This window comes from Mesorhizobium sp. P2_E10 (assembly GCF_056404235.1).
Genome location: NZ_JBFUEK010000004.1, coordinates 477,326 through 497,004, shown reverse-complemented (window position 1 = coordinate 497,004; position 19,679 = coordinate 477,326). Strand labels below are relative to the sequence as shown.

Sequence of the window (19,679 nt, the reverse complement as noted above, 5' to 3'; positions counted from 1 at the left end):
ACGAGCCGCGATGCACATCCTCACCACCACATCCGCCTCGCTCGACGATCTCGCCGAGCCGGTCGACCTGCGGCAGACGCCGGCGGATATCGTGGCGCTGTCCTTCACCGACAGCGATCTGGCCGGGCTGGCGGCGGCGTGGAAAGCAGATGCTGAACGCCTGCCGTCGATGCGGCTCGCAGCCCTTCGCGACCTGCGCCATCCGATGTCCGTCGACCTCTGGATCGACAGCGTCGCCCAGCACGCCAAAATCATCCTTGTTCGTATCCTCGGCGGTTACGACTGGTGGCGCTATGGCTGCGACCAGCTTGCCGCGACCGCCCGCGCACGCGGCATCAAACTGGCGCTGTTGCCCGGCGAAAGCCACGACGAAGATCTCAGGCTGATCGAAGCCTCGACGCTGCCGCGCGAGGAACTCGACGGCCTGCTCGACTATTTCCGCGAAGGCGGCCCGGCAAATATGACCGCTCTGGTGCAGCGGCTGGCGCGGCTGGCTGGGTCGGAAGCAGAAATTGTCGAGCCGGTCGCAGTTCCGAAGGCTGGCTACTATGAGCCCGAACGCGGCGTCGTCCCCCTCCCCCTTGAGGGCAGGGTCCGGCCGCAGGCCGGGGGTGGGGTCGCCCGTGACGCACGCCGACCTAAAGAAACGCCACATCCAGTCGTACCGACCCCACCTGGCCCTGCGGGCCACCCTCCCCTCGAGGGGGAGGGAAAGGTCGTGCCTGTCCTCTTCTACCGTTCGATGCTGCTGGCCGCCGATGTCGCGCCCATCGACGCGCTTGTTGAAGCACTTCGCCAGCGCGGCATCACCCCGGTCCCCATCTTCGTCTCCAGCCTCAAGGACCCGACGTCACTCGCCTTCGTCGAGACCGCGCTCGCAACGCTCAAGCCTGCCGCCATCATCAGCGCCACCGCCTTCGCCTCCGGCGCCGAGCCCGGCGTCGAAACCCTGTTCGACCGCGCCGGCGTGCCTGTCTTCCAGGTCATCGTCGCAACCACCCGCCGCGACACCTGGCAAAACAACCAGCGTGGCCTCGCGCCTGCCGATCTCGCCATGCATGTCGTGCTGCCCGAACTCGACGGCCGTATCCTCGCCGGCGCCATCTCCTTCAAGGGCGAGAGCGAGACCGACCCGGCACTGGCCTTCCGCGCCTTGGCCAACCGACCAGAGCCCGACCGCGTAGCGCAGGTAGCAAACCGCATCGAAGCTTTTGTTCGCCTGCAGCAAGCGCCACGCGCGACGCGCAAGCTCGCCATCCTGATCCCCGACTATCCCAGCGCACCCGGCCGCACCGGCTATGCCGTCGGCCTCGACGTGCCGTCCAGCGTGCTCGCCATGCTGCACGACCTGAGGCAACAGGGCTACGCCGTTGAAGGGATTCCGCAAACGCCGCGCGAGTTGCTGCAGATGCTGGAGCGGAGTGGCGACGGGCTGGGGCTGGATGAGTATCGTACCTTTTCGACGGAGCTGCCCACAGCGGCAATTGCAGCGGTAGATGCGGCGTGGGGCGCTCCTTCACCCTCCCCCTTGTGGGGAGGGTCGGTTCGCGACATTCGCGAAGCGGATGGCGCGAAACGGGGTGGGGGTAGCGGCGCACCACCCCCACCCGGCCCTGCGGGCCACCCTCCCCACAAGGGGGAGGGTAAGAGCGCTTTCCCCTTCCGCGCCGCGACCTTCGGCAACATCACCGTGGCGCTCGCCCCCGATCGGGGACGCTCGGCCGACCGCCGCGCCGACTACCACGACCCAACCCTGCCGCCGCGCCACGAGCTGATCGCTTTCGGCCTGTGGCTGCGCAAATCGCTCGGCATCCATGCCCTCATTCATGTCGGCGCCCATGGCACGCTGGAATGGCTGCCCGGCAAGACCGTGGCACTCTCGGAAAACTGCTTTCCCGAGATCGTCACCGGCCCGCTTCCCGTCATCTATCCCTTCATCGTTTCCAACCCGGGTGAGGCAGCGCAAGCCAAGCGGCGCATTGCCGCTGTCACGCTCGGCCATCTGCCGCCGCCGCTGGCTGGCGCCGGGCTGGACGAGAACCAGCACAGGCTCGAGCGACTGGTCGATGAATATGCCCAGGCCGACGGGCTCGACCGCCGCCGCCGCGACCGGTTGGCGAAGCTGATCGTCGAAACCGCGCAGAAGACTGGGCTCGCCTCGGAGGCCGGCGTCGCCAAAAGCGACGCGCCCGACGAAGCGCTGCGCCGCATCGACGCCTGGCTCTGCGACCTCAAGGATTTCGCCATCAAGGACGGCCTGCATATCTATGGCCGCTCGCCCGAGGGCGAGGCCGATCCGTTGCGCAAACAAAGCGCGGTGAACGAAAAGGCAGCACTGCTTGCCGCCCTCGATGGTCGCCATGTCGCTGCCGGACCTGCCGGGGCGCCGGCGCGTGGCCGACGCGACGTGCTGCCCACCGGCCGCAATCTGTTCACCTCCGACCCGCGCACCATGCCGACGCCGACAGCCTATGATCTGGGCAGGGCGGCGGCGGAAGAGGTGGTGCGCAGCTACATGCAATCGCATGGCGACTGGCCGCGTTCGCTGGTCATCGACCTCTGGGGCTCGGCCTCGTTGCGCACCGGCGGCGAGGAGATCGCGCAAGGCCTGGCGCTGATGGGCTGCCGGCCGCAATGGGATTCGGCAACCGGCCGTATCACCGGCATCGAAGTGCTGTCGCCGGCAACGCTCGGACGCCCACGCGTCGATGTCACCTGGCGTATTTCGGGCCTGTTCCGAGACATGTTCCCGACCCAGATCGCGCTGATCGATGCCGCCGCCAACGCCGTCGCCACCCGCGACGAGGACGATTCGGAAAATCCGCTCGCCGCCAGAACCCGCGCTGACGGCAGGATCAGCCCGCGCATTTTCGGCACCTCGCCCGGCACTTACGGCGCCGGTGTCGAGGATCTTCTGGCAAGTGGCGATTGGGGCGCGCGCGAAGAGATCGGCCGCGCCTATCTCGATGCGACGTCGCATGCCTACGGCGGCGCCGAGGACGAAGGCGTCTCGGCGCCCGGCGCCTTCGAGGGACGCATCGCCGAGGCCGATTTGCTGGTTCATACTGGTGACGACCCCGGTCGCGATATCCTCGAAGGCTCCGCCGATGTCGCCTTCATCGGCGGTTTTTCGGCGGCGCTTGCGGCACTCGGCAAGAACGCCGACGTCATTGTGCTCGACACCACCGACCCGCAAAAGCCGAAGCCGCGCTCGATCAGTGAGGCGGTGGCGCGGGTGGTGCGCGCCCGCGCGGTCAATCCGCGCTTCATATCCGGCCAGATGCGCCACGGCCCGCGCGGCGCCTCGGAATTCGCCGAGACGGTCGATCGCCTGGTCGGCTTCGCCGAAACCACGAATGCCATATCGGGCGCGCTGATCGAGGCCGTGCATGACGCTTATCTCGGCGACCCCGAGGTTCGCGCCTTCATCCTGCGCGAGAACCCGGCCGCCGCGAAGATCATCGCCGAACGTTTCCTGTCGGCACGGCGGCGCGGCCTCTGGCATCCCTTGCGCAATTCCATCGACGACGATCTGGCGGCCTTGATTGCCGAGGCTCAGGCGCTGGGGGTGGCGGCATGAACGCCTTCTCGCGCCGCGGCGCCTGCCCTGCTCTGTCCGCGCCGATGCAGACCGGCGACGGCCTGCTGGTGCGGCTCAACCCGGTCGCGGGAGGATTGTCGCCGAAGCTTTTGATCGGACTCTGCGAATCCGCCCTGCGGCACGGCAATGGCATCATGGAAGTCACCGCGCGCGGCAGTTTGCAGATACGCGGCCTGACAGCGGCTGGTGCTGCGCGGCTGGCGACGGAGGTTGATGCGCTGGGTATCGCGGTGCGTACCGGTGTGCCGGTCGAGACGGGTCCGCTGGCGGGCATCGATCCGCAGGAGATTGCCGATCCCCGGCCGCTGGCCGAACGCATTCGCGCTGCGACCGAGCAGGCCAGCCTTCCGCCACGCCTTGGTCCCAAGGTTTCGGTCGTCGTTGACGGCGGCGGACAGTTGGCCATGGATGCGGTGACCGCCGATGTGCGGCTGAATGCGGTACGGACCGGCACCGGTGTCCAGTGGAGCGTATCGGTTGCAGGTGACAGCCAAAGCGCCAAGCCACTTGCGACGGTCAATGAAGATGCCGCGCGGGACATTGCCGTTGCGGTGCTTCGGATGGTTGCCGAAAAGGGCCGCGAGGCGCATGCGAGGGATTTGTCGGGGAGGCAATTGATATCTCTGGCAGGCTGGCATTCTGTCACGCCCCCCTCTGTCCTGCCGGACATCTCCCCCACGGGTGGGGAGATTGGCAGCTTTGGCGCCGGCTCTCCTTCTGCGGCGTTGGTGATTGGCGAGGCCGGCAATCGCAGGGCAATCTCCCCGCTTGTGGGGGAGATGTCCGGCAGGACAGAGGGGGGCGCGAAGGAACTCCGGCCTATTGGTATTTTCGACCTCGCCACCTCTGGCATCGCCCTCGGCATCGGCCTCCCCTATGGCAGCATGCCGGCCGACAAGCTTATCAACCTCGCCCAGCACAGCCTCACCCTCGGCACCACCGAAATCCGGCTGGCGCCGGGCCGCGCCCTGATATTCCTCGGCCTAGCGCCATCTGACTGCCCTCCGTTCCAGGCCACCGCAGCCGCCCTCGGCTTCGTCACCTTTCCCACCGATCCGCGCACGCGCATTGCCGCCTGCCCCGGCACGCCCGCCTGCGCCTCCGGCCGGATCGCAACCCGCGACATCGCCGAAACCATCGCAGCGCAAAACCGCGACATCTTCGATTCCTCGCTCACCCTGCACATTTCCGGCTGCGCCAAGGGCTGCGCGCACCCCGGCCTGGCCACATTGACCGTGGTCGGCGGCGAAAACGGAGCCGGACTTGTCGTGAACGCGACGGCAAAGGCCCTTCCTGCCGGCTACAGGCCGGGCTATGACGCCGCGCGCGGCGTCAGTCGCGTCGCGGCCAGAGTCCGCAGCGAACGACTTCCCGGCGAAACAGCCGCCGCTTGCCTGACAAGGCTTGGCGCGGCCGCCATCACCGAAGCCTACCGACAGGAATGAGCATGGCCGCCTACGACTACATCCATGACGGCACGGCGATATACGAGCGCTCCTTCGCCATCATTCGCGCCGAGGCCGATCTGTCGCACTTTTCCGAGGCCGAGGCCGACGTCGCTATCCGCATGATCCATGCCTGCGGCCAGGTCGAGGCCGCGAAGCACTTCGTTTTCTCCAGCGATTTCGTCGCCGCCGCGCGCGCAGCACTTTCGGCCGGCGCACCGATCTTCTGCGACGCAGAGATGGTCTCGCATGGCGTCACCCGCGCCCGCCTGCCGGCCGGCAACGAGGTGATCTGCACGCTGCGTGACCCGCGCACGCACGGCATCGCCGCGAAAATCGGCAACACCCGCTCGGCCGCGGCCATCGACCTCTGGGGCGAGCGCATGGCCGGTTCGGTTGTCGCCATCGGCAACGCGCCGACGGCCCTTTTCTACCTCCTGGAAAAACTGCGCGACGGCGCGCCAAAACCAGCGGCGATCATCGGCATGCCGGTCGGTTTCGTTGGCGCGGCCGAATCGAAGGACGCGTTGGCCGAGAACTCCTATGGCGTACCCTATGCCATCGTGCGCGGCAGGCTGGGCGGCAGCGCCATGACTGCCGCCGCGCTCAATTCATTGGCGAGGCCTGGCCTGTGAACGCGCTTCCCAAGGGACGTCTGGTCGGCGTCGGCACCGGTCCCGGCGACCCCGAACTTTTGACGCTGAAGGCGGCCCGCGCGCTGGCCGAAGCCGATGTCGTGGCGTATTTCGCCAAGCGCGGCAACAACAGCAACGCACGCGCCATCGTCGAAGCGCAATTCCGCCCGGGCATGACGGAACTGCCGCTGCTCTATCCCGTGACCACCGAAATCGACAAGGATCATGACGATTACCGCTCGCTAATCACGGCCTTCTACGAGGAGTCGGCAGAAAAGGTCGCCGAGCACCTCGATGCCGGCAGGATGGTCGCGGTGCTCTCGGAAGGCGATCCGCTGTTCTATGGGTCCTACATGCATCTGCATGTCCGGCTGGCGCACCGTTTCCCCACAGAAGTCATTCCCGGCGTCACCGCCATGTCCGGCTGCTGGTCGGCGACCGGCCTGCCGATCGTCCAGGGCGACGACGTGCTGACCGTGCTGCCGGGCACGATGAGCGAGTTCGAACTGACCCGCCGTCTCGCCGACACCGATGCCGCCGTCATCATGAAGGTCGGCCGCAATCTGCCGAAGATCAGGCGCGCGCTGCAAGCGACCAGCAAGCTGAGCCGCGCGGTCTATGTCGAGCGCGGCACCATGCCGGGCAGCGTCTTGATGCGGCTTGCCGACAAGCCGGACGACAAGGCGCCCTATTTCGCCATCGTGCTGGTGGCCGGCTGGTCCGGCCGTCCGCCGGTAGCGGGGGGCGAAGCATGAGCGGCCGCCTGACCGTCATCGGCCTCGGACCCGGCAATGCCGACCAAGTCACGCCGGAAGCCAGCCGCGCCGTGGCGCAGGCAAAATTCTTCTACGGCTACAAACCCTATCTCGACCGACTGGAGCTGCGCCCGGACCAGACCCGCGTCGCCTCCGACAATCGCGAGGAGCTTGCACGGTCGAAGGATGCGCTGACAAAAGCTGCGGAAGGGCACGATGTTGCGGTCGTTTCCGGCGGCGATCCCGGCGTCTTCGCCATGGCGGCCGCCGTCTGCGAGGCGATCGAGGCTGGTCCGACCGAATGGCGCGCCGTCGATGTCGCTGTCGTGCCCGGCATCACCGCCATGCTTGCCGTCGCCGCCCGCATCGGCGCGCCGCTCGGGCATGATTTCTGCGCCATCTCGCTGTCCGACAATCTGAAGCCATGGGAGCTGATCGAGTTGCGTCTGCTGGCGGCAGCCGGCGCCGGCTTCGTCATTGCGCTCTACAACCCGATCAGCAAGGCGCGTCCTTGGCAGCTCGGCCGCGCCTTCGAATGCCTCACCGCGATCCTGCCGGGCACCACGCCGGTGATCTTCGGTCGCGCCGCCGGCCGCCCGGACGAGCGCATCGAGGTTTTTTTGCTAGCCGATGTCGAGGCTCAAAAGGCCGACATGGCGACCTGCATCATCATCGGCTCGCCGGAAACCAGGATCATCAAGCGCAGCGACAGGCCGGCGCTGGTCTATACGCCGCGGTCGGCAGCGGGCCCGAGAAAATGATCGACCATCGCGGCAAGCGTTTCCAAGGATTCGGCGGAGGGAACGTCCGGCAAGGCCGGCCGGCGGACCATCACCACGTCAATGCCCAGCACCCGCGCCGCGGCGATCTTGCCGTAGGTCCCCTCGCCGCCGCTGTTCTTGGACACGACGACATCGATGCGGTGATCCCGCAGGAGGGCGTTTTCGTCGGCCTCCCGGAATGGCCCACGCGCCAGCAGATATTCAGCATCGGGAACCGCAAGCTTCGGCTCGACCGGATCGACGCTTCGGATGAGGTAGTGATGCTGCGGTGCCACCTCGAAGGCGGCGACCTCTTGCCGGCCGAGCGAAAGGAAGGCGCGGCGCGGCGCCGGTCCAAGCGCCTCGACCGCTTCGGCTACGGTGCCGACCAGCGTCCAGCGGTCGCCTGCTACAGGTTCCCAGCCGGGACGCCGCAGGGCGATGATCGGCATGCCCGTCTTGCGCGCGGCTTCCGCGGCATTGGCGGAGATTTGCGCCGCATAGGGGTGCGTGGCGTCGATCAGCAAATCGATGCGCATATCGTTGAGGTAAGCCGCGAGCCCGTTGGCACCGCCAAAGCCGCCGATCCGCGTCGGCACATTTTGCGCAACCGGGTTTTCCGTGCGACCGGCCAGCGACAGCGTGATCGACAGATCATCGCGCGCAGCCAGTTTTCCCGCCAGCTGCCGGGCTTCGGTGGTTCCGCCAAGGATCAGAATGCGGTGGGTCATCATGCCTGCTAAGGATCACTCGCGCGCCGCCTGGCTCACTGTCGTCGGCATCGGCGAGGACGGTTTAGCGGGTCTCGGCGACGAGGCCAAGCGGCGCATTGCCGGGGCCGAAGTGATCTTCGGCGGCAAGCGCCACCTCGCTTTGGTCGCATCGTTCGTCAAAGGCGAGGCACGGCCATGGCCCACCCCTTTCGATGCCGAGATGGCTGACGTGCTGGCGCTTGCCGGCAAACAGGTCTGCGTGCTCGCCTCCGGCGACCCGTTCTTCCACGGTGTCGGTGTCACCCTCGCCCGCAAGGTGAACGCGCAGGACATGCACGTCATCCCGGCGCCATCGGCCATTTCGCTGGCCGCATCCCGTCTCGGCTGGCCGCTGCAGGACATCGAGACCGTCTCGCTGCACGGCCGCCCGCTCGACCTGATCCGGCCGCTGCTGCAGCCTTGCGCCCGCATCCTGGCCCTGACCTCCGACGCCGACGCACCGGCGGCGATCGCCCGCCTGCTGACCGAACTCGACTTCGGCGCCTCGCAGCTGACGGTTCTGGAGGCGCTGGGCGGCCCAAATGAGAAATCGCGTTCGAACCGCGCGGATTCCTTCGACCTCGCAAACATCAATCCGCTGAACGTGCTGGCCATCGAAATTGAATCGACGCCGCAAGCCCGCATCCTGCCGCTGACGTCCGGCCTTGCCGATCATTTGTTCGAGCATGACGGCCAGATCACCAAGCGCGAAGTGCGCGCCATCACGCTGTCGGCGCTGGCCCCCCGGCGCGGCGAGTTGCTGTGGGACATCGGCGCCGGCTCCGGCTCGATCGGCATCGAATGGATGCTGGCTCATCCCTCGATGCGCGCGATTGCCATCGAGGCCGACCCGACCCGCGCCGCCCGTATTGGCCGCAACGCCGCCACCTGCGGCGTTCCCGGCCTTGTCGTGGTCGAAGGCAGCGCACCCAAGGCGCTTGCCGTCCTGGACACACCAGACGCGATCTTCATCGGCGGCGGCGGTAGCGATGCCGGCGTGTTGAACGCCGCCATCAAGGCCCTGCGCGCCGGCGGCCGCCTCGTCGCCAATGCGGTGACGCTGGAGATGGAAACATTGCTGCTTGCCCGCCATGCCTCGCTCGGCGGCGATCTCACCCGCATCGCGCTGTCGCGCGTGACGCCGGTCGGCTCGATGCAGGCCTGGCGACCGGCCATGCCGGTCACCCAATGGAGCTGGGTGAAGCCATGATGGTCGCGGGCATCGGCAGCCGAAAGGGCGTCAGCACAGGTGAAGTGCTTGCGGCGATCGAAACCGCGCTCGAAGCGCATGGGCTGGCGATGACGGCGCTTTCGGCGCTGGCCACCGCCCCCCTCAAGCGCGACGAAGACGCAATCTTTGCCGCAGGCCGCGAGCTCGACCTTCCGGTTGTTGTTGTCGAAGACGAGGCGCTCAAGGTGGCCTCATCGGGCACACTCAGCCGTTCCGACCTATCGCAGACACTCGCCGGGACACCATCGGTTTCCGAAGCCTCGGCCCTCGCCGGCGCCGGCGCGGGCGCAAGACTGCTCGGGCCGCGCACGGTGCTCGGCCCGGTCACCTGCGCCATCGCCATCAGCGGAGATGCGCCATGACCGTCCATTTCATCGGCGCCGGTCCCGGTGCCGCCGACCTGATCACACTGCGCGGCGCGAGGCTGCTGGCAAGCTGCCCGGTCTGCCTCCATGCCGGCTCGATCGTCGCGCCTGAATTGCTGCAGCACTGCACACCCGGCACCAAGCTGATCGACACCGCACCGATGTCGCTCGACGAGATCGAGGCCGAATATGTTGCGGCCCACGAAGCTGGCCATGATGTCGCCCGCCTGCATTCCGGCGACCTCTCGGTGTGGAGCGCCGTTGCCGAGCAGATCCGCCGACTGGAAAAGCATGGCATACCCTACACGCTGACGCCCGGCGTGCCGTCCTTCGCTGCTGCCGCCGCAGCGCTGCGTCGCGAACTGACGATTCCCGAAGTCGCCCAAAGCCTGGTGCTGACCCGCATCTCCGGTCGCGCCTCAAAAATGCCGCCCGGTGAAACGCTGGCCGGTTTTGGCCGCACCGGCGCCACGCTCGCCATTCACCTGGCCATTCATGCCATCGACCGCGTCGTCACCGAGCTGACGCCGCTCTACGGCGCCGATTGCCCGGTGGCGGTCGTCTTCCGCGCCTCCTGGCCGGACGAGCGCGTGCTGACCGGCACGCTGGCGACCATCGAAGCACAATTGGCGGCCGATCCGATGGAGCGCACGGCGATCATCTTCGTCGGCCGCTCGCTGGCGGCGGAAGGTTTTGGCGAGAGTTCACTTTACGACGCCCACTACCAGCGGCGTTTTCGCGGACGGGATGGATTGTGAGCGGCAGCGCCAAAAACAAAAGCGGAAACGCCACGGTCGAGCAGGCGCTGGCCCGGCTGAACTTCAAGCCGCGCCAGCTTGAGCCGGGCCATGTCTGGCTGGCCGGCGCCGGCCCCGGCGATCCCGGCTGCTTGACGGTGGAAGTGCTGGCCGCCCTTGGGCAGTGCGATGCCCTCGTCTACGACGCGCTGGTTTCGCCTGATGTTGTCGCCGTCGCCGAGAGCGCGGAACTGTTCTATGCCGGCAAGCGCGGCGGAAAACCGTCGATGAAGCAGGACGACATCACCGCTTTGCTGGTGCGGCTGGCGCGCGAGGGCCGCCGCGTCGTCAGGCTGAAGGGTGGCGATCCCTATATTTTCGGCCGCGGCGGCGAAGAGGCGCTGGCGCTGGCGCGCGAGAACATTCCCTTCCACGTCCTGCCCGGCCTGACCTCAGGCTTGAGCGCGCTGGCCGCGACCGGCATCCCCGCCACCATGCGCGGCATCAACAAAGCGGTGATCCTGGCGACCGGCCATGCCGCCGGCACCGATGACGACCTGGACTGGGCGGCCATCGCCCGCACCGGCCAGCCGGTGGTGATCTATATGGGCATGGCCAATCTGCCTGTTATAGCCGCCTCCTTGCTCGAGGGTGGGCTGGCGCCGTCGACGCCGGCAGCCGTGATCGTCGCCGCAACGACGCCGCAGGAGCGCATCGTCGTCGCCACGCTCGCCACCATCGCCGAGCAGGCCGCCGCCGCCGGCCTTGCTTCTCCAGCCCTGATCGTCGTCGGCGGCATCGTCGCCATGCGCGCGGCACTGGCGGGCGAACAATGACCCGCGCCATTATCATCGGCGCACCGCGATCCGGCTCGGGCAAGACCAGCGTCACCATCGGCATTTTGCGGGCGCTCGCCCGTCGCGGCCAGAAGGTGCGCGGCGCCAAATCCGGCCCGGACTATATCGATCCTGGTTTCCATACCGCCGCCACCGGCCTGTCCGGCGTCAACCTCGACAGCTGGGCGATGTCGCCGGCACTGCTCAACGCGCTGGCCGGCAACGCCACCGAGGATGCCGATTTCGTCTTCCTCGAAAGCGCCATGGGCCTGTTCGACGGCATTCCCGCGGCTCCGGGCCGCACCGGTTCCGCAGCCGATCTGGCACGGCTCTACGGCCTGCCGGTGCTGCTGGTGCTCGATGTCTCGGGACAATCGACCACGGCGGCAGCCGTCGCCAAGGGTTTCGCCACCTATGATCCCGATGTGCGCATGGCCGGCGTCGTGCTCAACCGGCTCGGCAGCGAGCGCCACCGCAAGCTGTGCAGCGAAGCCATCGAAGCGCTTGGCCTGCCGGTCGTCGGCGCCATCCTGCGCGATCCCTCGATCAACCTGCCGGAGCGCCATCTCGGCCTCGTCCAGGCCGGCGAGTACGACAACCTGATGGTCCATCTCGACCGCCTCGCCGACATGATCGAACGCTCGCTCGACCTCGACGCCATCATGGCGCTGGCGGCGCCATTTACGCCTGCGTCAGGCAGTTTCGGCGACGCGCTGTCGCCGCCCGGCCAGCGCATCGCACTGGCAGAGGACGCCGCCTTCACCTTCCTCTACCCGCATGTCGCCGCGCACTGGCGCAAGGCCGGCGCGGAGATCGTCCCCTTCTCGCCGCTCGCCGACGAAGCGCCGGCAGAGGACTGCGATGTCTGCTGGCTGCCCGGCGGCTATCCGGAGCTTCATGCCGGCAAGCTCGCTGCTGCAGGAAATTTCCGCGCCGGCATGGCTAGCTTTGCCGCGACGAAGCCGGTGCATGGCGAGTGCGGTGGCTTCATGGTGCTGGGGGAAGCGCTGGAAGACGCGGCTGCCGAGACGCATAAAATGCTCGGCCTGCTCGGCCATTCCACCAGCTTTGCCAAGCGCAAGATGAACCTCGGCTACCGCGAGGCGCGGCTGCGCGCTGATTGCCCGCTGGGGGCGCAAGGCGCGCTGATCCGCGGTCATGAATTCCACTATGCGCAAATGATTTCGACCGGCAATGACGAGCCGCTGGCTGACCTTGCCGACGGACAGGGCAATCCGCTCGGCGCCTCCGGCTACCGGCGCGGCCATGTCAGCGGCACCTTCTTCCATGCCATTGCGAGGGGCTAGAGCATGAAGCTCCAGAACATGAGGCTTTCGCCACGCCAAGTCGTCGACGACATCGCGCTCTGCCTGGTCTTCTTCACCAGGCTACCGCTGCCCGTCTTCGACTTTCGCGGCCGCAGCCTTGCCGCAGCGATCTGGGCCGCACCGGTCGCCGGCCTTGTCGTCGGCCTGATCGGCGCGGTCGTCTATGCCACGGCGGAAAGGTTTGGCCTCGCCATGGGGCCGGCGGCGGCACTTGCTCTGGCCGCAACCTTGCTCACCACCGGCTGCCTGCACGAGGACGGGCTTTCCGATGTCGCCGATGGCTTTGGCGGCGGCAAGTCGCGTGGCCGGAAACTGGAGATCATGCATGACAGCCGCATCGGCGCCTATGGCGCGTCGGCACTTGGCCTGTCGCTGCTGATCCGCTGGAGCACGCTTTCGCAATTCGCCGATCCCAACCAAGCCCTCTTCGCCCTCGTGGCCGCAAACGCGGCCTCGCGCGGCTTGCTCGGCTCCTTCATGCATCTGCTGCACCCGGCGCGGTCCGATGGCCTCTCGGCCGCAGCCGGCACCGTATCGCAGGAAGTCGCCATAGCCGGCGCCGTGCTCGGCGCGATACCACTCCTCTTGCTCGGGCTTGGCGGCGCGGTTTTCGCGCTCATCCTGCTCGGTCTTTTGTTTTTCGCCTTCCGCGCACTCTGCCTCAACCAGATCGACGGCCAGACCGGCGATACGGTCGGCGCGCTGCAACAACTGGCCGAGATCGCAATCCTGCTCGTCGCTTCCGTTTCCCTTTCCTGACTCTTCCTCGGAGAATTTGCCCCCATGCCCTTCAAATCGCTTGCTGAACTGCGCGCCGCGTGTCTCGACCTGCCTGCCGGCAGTGACACTGCGGCCAATGCCGTCGCCCGCCGACAGGACACGCTGACCAAGCCGCAAGGCAGCCTTGGCCGCCTGGAGACCATCGCCGCCTGGCTGGCGCGCTGGCAGGGTCGCGACATGCCGAAGCTCGACCGCGTCAAAGTCTTCGTCTTCGCTGGCAACCACGGCGTGACCGCGCAAGGCGTGTCGGCCTTCCCGTCTGAGGTCACCGTGCAGATGGTGGCCAATTTCGCCGGCGGCGGTGCTGCCATCAACCAGCTCGCCCGCATCGCCGGCGCCGAACTCGATGTCATCCCGCTCGACCTCGACCATCCGACGGGCGACTTCACGCAAGCGCCCGCGATGGACGATAAGGCGTTCCTTGCCGCCGTCTCGGCCGGCTACGACGCGGTGACGAAGGACATCGACCTCGTCTGTTTCGGCGAGATGGGCATCGGCAACACCACGCCGGCCGCAGCCATATCAGCTGCGCTGTTCGGCGGCGGTGCGGAGAAATGGACCGGGCGCGGCACCGGCGTCGACGATGCCGGTCTTAAGCGCAAGGTCACCGCCATCGAAGCCGGCCTCAAGCGCCATGCCGAAGCCCTTGCCGATCCGCTGGGGATAGCCGCCGCGCTCGGCGGCCGCGAACTCGCCGCCATCTTCGGCGCGACGCTCGCAGCCCGCCATCTCGGCGTGCCGGTGCTGCTCGACGGCTTCGTCTGCACCGCAGCCGCAGCGCCGCTGGCAAAGCTGCACCCAACCGGCCTCGCCCACACACTCGCCGCGCATGTCTCGGCCGAGTCTGGCCATCGCCGTTTGCTCGAAGCGCTTGAGCTGCCGCCGCTGCTCGATCTCGGCATGCGCCTCGGCGAAGGCTCCGGCGCATGCCTCGCCGTCAACATCGTCCGCTCGGCGCTGGAATGCCACGCCCGCATGGCTAGCTTTGCCGAGGCTGGCGTTTCGGAGAAGTAACCGCAACGCTTGGGTTACCAATGAACGAGCCGTCGCAGATTTTTGGTGATCCCAAACAGGGTCTTCGCGAGATTTTTGCGCGGATTGTCAGAGATTTCGATCGAAAGGTCGGAGCTTTTGCGGGGCTGAAATACAACTCGCCATGGACATTAGCTACGGAGGACTGGGCAGAGCGCTCAGGCCATACGGTCGAAGAATTGTGTGAGATGATTTCTCAATGGCGGATTTCGGTCAGATCCGACCAACCGGATCGGAGAACCATCCAGATTTTTGAAGATCTTCGCAACGCCGCGGAAGAGTGGAGAGCAGAAACCGGCTATAACGATCCGCCCACCCATCTAACTCCAGAAATGACAAAATTCCCAAATCGCAAGGAATTGAAAGCCCATACGCTCAAGTTATGGAGCTCCCTGGGATTGGCGGGGCAATGGCATGACTACGATGCCAGAAACCTTACTTTTGGCGGAGCTTTCGAGGACAGATTTGGTCATAATGTTGCAGTCAGCATGACGTTCAAGCTTGGATATGGCGGGCCAGTTTGGCTGTATTTTCGCTTCCCTTACTACGAGCTTGGTGACCCGACATCTTTTGAACTCCTTATGCTCTCGGGCTGGGGAGTAAATCGCGAGCTTCGTCTGCCGGAAGCCCCGGACCTCGAATGGATCGTCGGCAAAAGCAAGACAAGCTTCGAAGCTGTCGACGGCGTCCTCGCCATAACGCGGGCGATCCTCACCTATCTGCGACCAACCATCAAATAGCAATCGAATGAATGCAGCCATCGAACGGTGGCGAAACATCCCGCTTTCAGGGTCTTTTTCCACCAAGTCTTTGAAGAATTTGGTGGGTGCGCACAGGATTGAACTGTGGACCCGCTGATTAAGAGTCAGCTGCTCTACCAACTGAGCTACGCACCCACTCGACCGGAAAACCGGCGTCGGCGGGCATATAGCCGCCGATACCGGCCGTGTCCAGCCCTGCCGGAATCATTTCCCGACAAATCGCCTGAAGCATGATCCCGAAAAGTGGAATCCGGTTTTCGGAATAGATCATGCTCATGCAAAAACTTAGAGCCCCATCCCGATTCCGTCGGGATGGAACAGGCTCTAAGTGCCGCAGACAGTCAGACGAAGAGCTTGCCCTCAGCCACCTTGATGGCATGGCCGCCGATGCGCGCCGAGGCCAGTTTTCCGCCTTGCACCGTCAGTTCGAGGCGGATGCGCGACGGCCGTCCCATCTCCAGCCCTTGCTCGATCCAAAGCTGCGAACTGCCATCCGTCGGGGCGTCGAAATGCATGATGGCGCCGGCAAAGGCGGCTGCGGCCGAACCGGTCGCCGGGTCTTCATAGGAAGGCGTGCCCGGCACGATCATGCGGACATGGAAGGCGCTGTCGTGGTTCACCGTCTCGCGGCAATAGACATACGGGCTGGCGAACGCCCAGTCGCTCTTGCGCGGCGCCAGTTCCGACCAGGCCTGGTTGTCCAGTTTGATCCGCGCCGCCGCCTCCAGATTGGCGACGGGAATGGTCACGTAGGGCACGCCGGCCGACCAGAACGAGACCCGGTGATTCTCGAAGCCGATCTCATGCGGCGTCAGGCCAAGTGCCGCACCAATCGCCTCCGGGTCGGCGGACAGTTCCAGCGGCTCCGGCAGTTTGGCCAGGTCGAACTCGGCGAAGGTGGCGCCATCGTGCTTGCTGACGGCGCAGCGCACCGGGCCGATATTCTCTTCCAGCACGAAGATGCCGGCGCCGCCCTCGCCTGCCAGCTCGGCGAGCGCAATGGCCGCGCCCACGGTCGGGTGGCCGGCAAACGGCATTTCGTAGTCGGGCGTGAAAATGCGGATGCGGTTTCGGTGCTTGGGATTGTCCGGCGGCAGCACGAAGACCGATTCGGACAGGTTGAACTCGCGTGCGATGGCCTGCATGGCGGCGGTGTCCAGCCCCTTGCTGTCCAGCACCACGGCCAGCGGATTGCCGGCCAGCCGATCGGTCGTAAACACGTCGTAGAGCAAGTAGTTCCGGGTTTTCATTCTTGCCTCAATCCCAACATGGGCGAAATTTAATTTGATATTCGAACCAGCAAGCCTGATCTGTGCACTGATAGGGACATTGCGCATTATAGGGGTCCGGCGTGGACCAGATTGTCAATCTGCCAAAGACGGAATCGGATTCCGCCATCGAGACGGCGCTCGGCCTTGATCACACAGGGCGGCGCAAGACACGTCGCCGTGGCTGGCTCTATGGCCTGCTGGCGCTGATCATCATCGCCGCAAGCCTCGCCGGTTACCAGTGGTATGCCGGGTCCCCTGCCAAGATCGACTACACCACGGCGCCGGCCGCTGTCGCCGACCTCACCGTCGCGGTCTCCGCGACCGGCACGCTGCAGCCCCTCACCCAGGTCGACATTTCCAGCCAGTTGTCCGGCGTCGTCCGCTCGGTCTCGGTCAACGAGAACCAACAGGTCAAGAAGGGCGACGTACTGGCCGCGCTCGACACCGCCAAGCTGGAGGTGCAGATCGAACGGGCGCAGGCCTCCGCCAAGGCGGCCGCCGCCAATGTCGAGGACGCCACCGTCACGCTGACCGAAAACGAAAAGGCGCTGGTGCGTGCCGCTGAGCTGACCAGGCGCGGCATGGCGACCGACCAGTCGCTCGAGGCAGCGACCGCGACGCGCGACCGCTCCAAGGCGGCGCTCGATAGTGCCGAGGCCAATCTCGCCATCGCCAATGCCGATCTGAAATCACAGCAGACGGATTTGGCCAACAGCACCATCTATGCCCCGATCGACGGCATCGTGCTGACACGTTCGGTCGATCCCGGCCAGACGGTCGCCTCCTCGCTGCAGGCGCCGGTGCTGTTCATCATCGCCGCCGATCTCAGGAACATGGAACTGGTGGCGGCGGTCGACGAGGCAGATATCGGCGCGGTCAAGACCGGCCAGCATGCCCGCTTCACCGTCGATGCCTTCCCCGACCGGCCATTCGACGCCGAGATCCGCGACATTTCCTTTGCCTCGGTGACCACTGACGGCGTCGTCACCTACAGTGCGCGGCTCGAGGTCGACAACAACGAGCTTTTGTTGCGGCCCGGCATGACCGCCACTGTCTCGGTCGTCACCAGGCAGGCCAAGGGCGTGCTCACCGTGCCGTCCACCGCCTTCCGCTATCGCCCGGCGCAGCAAGCCGCCCGCACATGGAGCCTGAGCGACCTGTTCACCGGCCGCATGGGGCGTCCTGGCGGCAATCGCCAGCGCCAGCAGCCGACACCGCCCACCGACGGCTCGCGCACGCTCTATGTGCTGGAGAACGGGCGGCCGCACCCGGTCAACGTCAAGATCGGCTCCACCGACGGCGAACTGACCGAGATCACCTCCGGCCTTGGCGAAGGCGCACTGGTCATCACCGCGTCGCAGCAGCGGAGCTGAGCCGTGGCGGCGGGCGCGACCCTCATCAGCTTCGACCAGGTCTGGAAAACCTATGGCCAGGGCGAGGCCAAGGTGCATGCGCTGGCCGGTGTCGATCTCGCCATCCGCCGCGGTGAATTCGTCGCCATCATGGGGCCGTCCGGGTCCGGCAAGTCGACGGCGATGAACATCATCGGCTGCCTCGACACGCCGACCGCCGGCACCTACGCCTTCATGGGCGTCGATGCCGGCCGGCTCGACCGCAACCGCCGCGCTCTGCTGCGCAATCTCTATGTCGGATTCGTCTTCCAGGGCTACAATCTCCTGCCGCGCACCACGGCGGCGGAAAACGTCGAACTGCCGCTGATCTATCGCGGCGTGGCAAGCCGCGAGCGGCGCGATCTCGCCATGCAGGCGCTGGCGCAGGTCGGCCTCGTCGGCCGCGAGCATCATACGCCGGCCGAACTCTCAGGCGGCCAGCAGCAGCGCGTGGCGATCGCGCGCGCCATCGTCACCAGGCCGACGCTGCTCGTCGCCGACGAGCCGACCGGCAACCTCGACACCGCCCGCACGCATGAGATCATGGAGCTGTTGACGCGGCTCAACACCGAGCTTGGCCTGACCATCGCCATGGTCACGCACGAGGCCGATGTCGCCGGCTACGCCGAGCGCACGATCCGCTTCCTCGACGGCCATGTCGCCTCCGACACCGTGAAGCGGGAAATGGCCTAACCATGCTCTGGGAAACCGTCCGCCTCTCGCTCCGCTCCATCCGCCGCAACGTGCTGCGCTCTTTCCTGACGTTGCTCGGCATCGTCATCGGCGTCGCCGCAGTCATCGCCATGCTGACCATCGGCTCGGGCACCACCGAAAAGGTCAAGGCTGACATCTCCAAGCTCGGCAGCAATCTGCTTGTCGTCCGCTCCGGCCGCCCGGCTGGCCCCGGCGGACCGGGCGGACTCGACCAGGTCGTCCGCCCGCTGGCCGAAAAGGATCTTGCCGCACTGGTCGCGCATTTGACCGGGGCGCGCGCCATTTCGCCGGCCTCGCAAAAACAGGTCCGCGTCATCTTCGGCACCGAGAGCCTGACCTCTGGCGTCACCGGCACCGACAGCGCCTATCTCGATGCGCGCGACTGGAAGCTGGTTTCGGGCCGCCCGTTCAGCGATTCCGAGACACGCTCCGGCACCGGCGTGTGCCTTATCGGCGAGACGGTACGCCAGCAATTCTTCGGCGCCGGCGACCCCGAAGGCGAGATCATCCGCGTCAACCGCACCTCCTGCAAGATCATCGGCCTGCTGGAGCCGAAGGGCTATACCGGCTTCGGCCAGGACCAGGACAATGTCGTGCTGATGCCGCTCGCCGCCTACCAGCGCCGCATCGCCGGCAATCGCGACATCGACAACATCTATGTCGCCGCCGACGACAGGACGCCGACCAGCGAGTTGCAGCCGCGCGTCGAGGACATCTTGCGCGACACGCGCCGCATCACGCCCGACCGCGAGGATGATTTCTCGATCCGCGACATGACCCAGATCGCCGACGCCATGGCCAGCGCCACCACCACCATGACCGGCATGCTGGGTGCGGTCGCCGGCGTCAGCCTGCTGGTCGGCGGCATCGGCATCATGAACATCATGCTGGTTTCGGTCACCGAGCGCACCCGCGAGATCGGCATCCGGCTCGCCATCGGTGCGCAGGAAAAGCACATCCTCATCCAGTTCCTGGTCGAGGCGACGGTGCTGTCGTTGCTCGGCGGCATCATCGGCATCCTGATCGGCCTGGCGCTGGCCGGCCTTGCCTCGCTGACACTGGCCATCCCCTTCGCGCCGAGCCCGGCGGTCATCCTGCTCGCCGTCGGCTTCTCCGCGCTGATCGGCATGGTGTTCGGCTTTTTCCCAGCGCTGCGCGGCGCCCGCCTCGATCCGATCGACGCGCTGCGGCACGAGTAAGACCAGGCCAGCTCCATCACTGCGACCTCCATCCGCAACCTTGGATGTTACCGATTCCCACAATGCTGTCGCCGTACCGATCAGC

The 19,679-nt window shown here is 66.4% G+C and carries 18 protein-coding genes and 1 tRNA gene; 16 read left to right on the top strand and 3 right to left on the bottom strand.

Going from position 1 to position 19,679, the window contains the following annotated elements:
* Nucleotides 1-10: 10 nt before the first annotated feature.
* From cobN to AC1D0N_RS14330, 5 genes are read left to right on the top strand one after another with little or no spacing between them, the layout of a single operon-like run.
* Nucleotides 11-3,580: a cobaltochelatase subunit CobN gene (gene cobN, locus AC1D0N_RS14350; RefSeq protein ID WP_477244875.1), complete on the top strand. Its 3,570-nt coding sequence runs from the start codon at nt 11-13 to the stop codon at nt 3,578-3,580.
* Complete coding sequence (gene cobG, locus AC1D0N_RS14345) at nt 3,577-5,046, top strand: precorrin-3B synthase (protein ID WP_477244874.1); 1,470 nt, start codon at nt 3,577-3,579, stop codon at nt 5,044-5,046. The genes cobN and cobG overlap by 4 nt, the downstream gene beginning before the upstream one ends.
* Before the next feature lie 2 nt (nt 5,047-5,048).
* Nucleotides 5,049-5,681: a precorrin-8X methylmutase gene (locus AC1D0N_RS14340; protein ID WP_477244872.1), complete on the top strand. Its 633-nt coding sequence runs from the start codon at nt 5,049-5,051 to the stop codon at nt 5,679-5,681.
* Complete coding sequence (locus AC1D0N_RS14335; RefSeq protein WP_477244870.1) at nt 5,678-6,436, top strand: precorrin-2 C(20)-methyltransferase; 759 nt, start codon at nt 5,678-5,680, stop codon at nt 6,434-6,436. The genes AC1D0N_RS14340 and AC1D0N_RS14335 overlap by 4 nt, the downstream gene beginning before the upstream one ends.
* Complete coding sequence (locus AC1D0N_RS14330; protein ID WP_477244868.1) at nt 6,433-7,197, top strand: precorrin-3B C(17)-methyltransferase; 765 nt, start codon at nt 6,433-6,435, stop codon at nt 7,195-7,197. Before AC1D0N_RS14335 ends, AC1D0N_RS14330 begins: the two co-directional genes overlap by 4 nt.
* On the opposite strand, the gene AC1D0N_RS14325 is transcribed toward AC1D0N_RS14330, so the two are convergent.
* Nucleotides 7,161-7,928, bottom strand: coding sequence for a cobalt-precorrin-6A reductase (locus AC1D0N_RS14325; RefSeq protein WP_477244866.1), 768 nt, complete (start codon nt 7,926-7,928; stop codon nt 7,161-7,163). The two genes, AC1D0N_RS14330 and AC1D0N_RS14325, sit on opposite strands and share 37 nt — an antisense overlap.
* Before the next feature lies 1 nt (nt 7,929).
* Between AC1D0N_RS14325 and cbiE the strand changes: the two genes are divergently transcribed.
* The 8 genes from cbiE to AC1D0N_RS14285 are packed head-to-tail and all read left to right on the top strand — an operon-like array spanning nt 7,930 to nt 14,998.
* Complete coding sequence (gene cbiE, locus AC1D0N_RS14320) at nt 7,930-9,159, top strand: precorrin-6y C5,15-methyltransferase (decarboxylating) subunit CbiE (protein ID WP_477244864.1); 1,230 nt, start codon at nt 7,930-7,932, stop codon at nt 9,157-9,159.
* Nucleotides 9,156-9,542 carry a cobalamin biosynthesis protein gene (locus AC1D0N_RS14315; protein WP_477244862.1) on the top strand — a complete coding sequence of 129 codons (387 nt, stop codon included), beginning with the start codon at nt 9,156-9,158 and terminating at the stop codon, nt 9,540-9,542. Before cbiE ends, AC1D0N_RS14315 begins: the two co-directional genes overlap by 4 nt.
* Entirely contained in the window at nt 9,539-10,303 is a 765-nt protein-coding gene (cobM, locus tag AC1D0N_RS14310) for a precorrin-4 C(11)-methyltransferase (RefSeq protein ID WP_477244860.1), read from the top strand. The genes AC1D0N_RS14315 and cobM overlap by 4 nt, the downstream gene beginning before the upstream one ends.
* Nucleotides 10,300-11,118, top strand: coding sequence for a uroporphyrinogen-III C-methyltransferase (gene cobA, locus AC1D0N_RS14305; protein ID WP_477244859.1), 819 nt, complete (start codon nt 10,300-10,302; stop codon nt 11,116-11,118). The genes cobM and cobA overlap by 4 nt, the downstream gene beginning before the upstream one ends.
* Nucleotides 11,115-12,425 carry a cobyrinate a,c-diamide synthase gene (locus AC1D0N_RS14300; protein ID WP_477244857.1) on the top strand — a complete coding sequence of 437 codons (1,311 nt, stop codon included), beginning with the start codon at nt 11,115-11,117 and terminating at the stop codon, nt 12,423-12,425. The genes cobA and AC1D0N_RS14300 overlap by 4 nt, the downstream gene beginning before the upstream one ends.
* A 3-nt stretch (nt 12,426-12,428) precedes the next feature.
* Nucleotides 12,429-13,205, top strand: a complete 777-nt coding sequence (locus AC1D0N_RS14295; protein WP_477244855.1) for an adenosylcobinamide-GDP ribazoletransferase — start codon at nt 12,429-12,431, stop codon at nt 13,203-13,205.
* Nucleotides 13,206-13,229: 24 nt separating this feature from the next.
* Nucleotides 13,230-14,240, top strand: coding sequence for a nicotinate-nucleotide--dimethylbenzimidazole phosphoribosyltransferase (gene cobT, locus AC1D0N_RS14290; RefSeq protein ID WP_477244853.1), 1,011 nt, complete (start codon nt 13,230-13,232; stop codon nt 14,238-14,240).
* Between the two features lie 20 nt (nt 14,241-14,260).
* Nucleotides 14,261-14,998 carry a hypothetical protein gene (locus tag AC1D0N_RS14285; protein ID WP_477244851.1) on the top strand — a complete coding sequence of 246 codons (738 nt, stop codon included), beginning with the start codon at nt 14,261-14,263 and terminating at the stop codon, nt 14,996-14,998.
* An 80-nt stretch (nt 14,999-15,078) separates the two neighbouring features.
* Here the strand turns inward: AC1D0N_RS14285 and AC1D0N_RS14280 are convergent.
* Together AC1D0N_RS14280 and AC1D0N_RS14275 are read right to left on the bottom strand one after the other, a co-directional pair.
* Nucleotides 15,079-15,154 (bottom strand) — tRNA-Lys (locus tag AC1D0N_RS14280).
* Nucleotides 15,155-15,360: 206 nt separating this feature from the next.
* Entirely contained in the window at nt 15,361-16,269 is a 909-nt protein-coding gene (locus tag AC1D0N_RS14275) for a PhzF family phenazine biosynthesis protein (RefSeq protein ID WP_477244849.1), read from the bottom strand.
* Nucleotides 16,270-16,370: 101 nt separating this feature from the next.
* On the opposite strand from AC1D0N_RS14275, the gene AC1D0N_RS14270 reads away from it, so the two are divergent.
* The 3 genes from AC1D0N_RS14270 to AC1D0N_RS14260 are packed head-to-tail and all read left to right on the top strand — an operon-like array spanning nt 16,371 to nt 19,594.
* Nucleotides 16,371-17,663, top strand: coding sequence for an efflux RND transporter periplasmic adaptor subunit (locus tag AC1D0N_RS14270; RefSeq protein ID WP_477244848.1), 1,293 nt, complete (start codon nt 16,371-16,373; stop codon nt 17,661-17,663).
* Nucleotides 17,664-17,666: 3 nt separating this feature from the next.
* Entirely contained in the window at nt 17,667-18,374 is a 708-nt protein-coding gene (locus AC1D0N_RS14265) for an ABC transporter ATP-binding protein (RefSeq protein WP_477244846.1), read from the top strand.
* 2 nt (nt 18,375-18,376) lie between these two features.
* Entirely contained in the window at nt 18,377-19,594 is a 1,218-nt protein-coding gene (locus tag AC1D0N_RS14260) for an ABC transporter permease (RefSeq protein ID WP_477244844.1), read from the top strand.
* Nucleotides 19,595-19,679 lie beyond the last annotated feature (85 nt).